Origin of the sequence: Streptomyces viridosporus, assembly GCF_002078235.1 — a bacterium.
Taxonomy (GTDB): Bacteria; Actinomycetota; Actinomycetes; order Streptomycetales; family Streptomycetaceae; genus Streptomyces; species Streptomyces viridosporus.
The window spans coordinates 1-656 of sequence record NZ_MSGP01000731.1 but is presented as its reverse complement, the minus strand read 5'-3'; the positions used below and the strand labels follow the sequence as shown (position 1 = coordinate 656).

Genomic DNA, 656 nt, shown 5'->3' with positions numbered 1-656 from the left:
TGTCGTGGCGGGCGGTGGCCATCACGTGGAAGCCGTCCGCCTGCTCGAGCTCGGAGCGCCAGCCCTTGGAGAAGCCGTAGGCGGCCTCCGCCATCACCCACCGGAAGGGCATCTTGTCGGCGATCGCCCGGCGGACCATCGCCCTGGCCATGTCCACCTTCGTGGCGAAGGCCGCCTCGTCGCCGATGCCGGCCCGGCGGCACCGGTCCCGGTCGTCCGTTCAGGACGTGGGCGGATACAGACGGCGGTCGATCAACGTCCGGCCACCGGGAGCCGCATAGGCGAGGAAGACGCCGATCTGGCTGGGGGCACCCCCTCTGGGGATTCCCCGTCCGCCCGGCGGTGCCGGAGTACTGCCGCTGCAGCCTCTGGATGAGGTGGGCGATTCCACGGGGCCATGGCGAAATCACACGTGGGTGCCTGCGGCTGCCGAAAACAGCGGCGTGTCAGGGCCGGGACGCTTGGCTGTCGGGGATGGGCTGGGCCCGGGCGATGAGCAGGGCAACGTCGTCGTGGTCGTCGGGGTGTCGCAGGGTGTGCAGGAGCCGGTCGCAGGTCTCCTCCAGGGGGCGCCCCGGGTCGTCGAGGAGGCCGAGGAGGGTGTTCAGGCGCTGGTCGATGGGCTGGTCTCGGGTCTCGACCAGGCCGTCGGTGTA

Annotated in this window: 1 protein-coding gene and 1 pseudogene; both read right to left on the bottom strand. The window is 71.2% G+C overall.

Going from position 1 to position 656, the window contains the following annotated elements:
* Nucleotides 1-365, bottom strand: a pseudogene (locus tag B7L92_RS36695) (transposase); the annotation flags it as partial.
* Nucleotides 366-446: 81 nt separating this feature from the next.
* The coding region (locus B7L92_RS36690) for a SpoIIE family protein phosphatase (RefSeq protein ID WP_159461089.1) at nt 447-656 on the bottom strand (210 nt) is incomplete at its 5' end.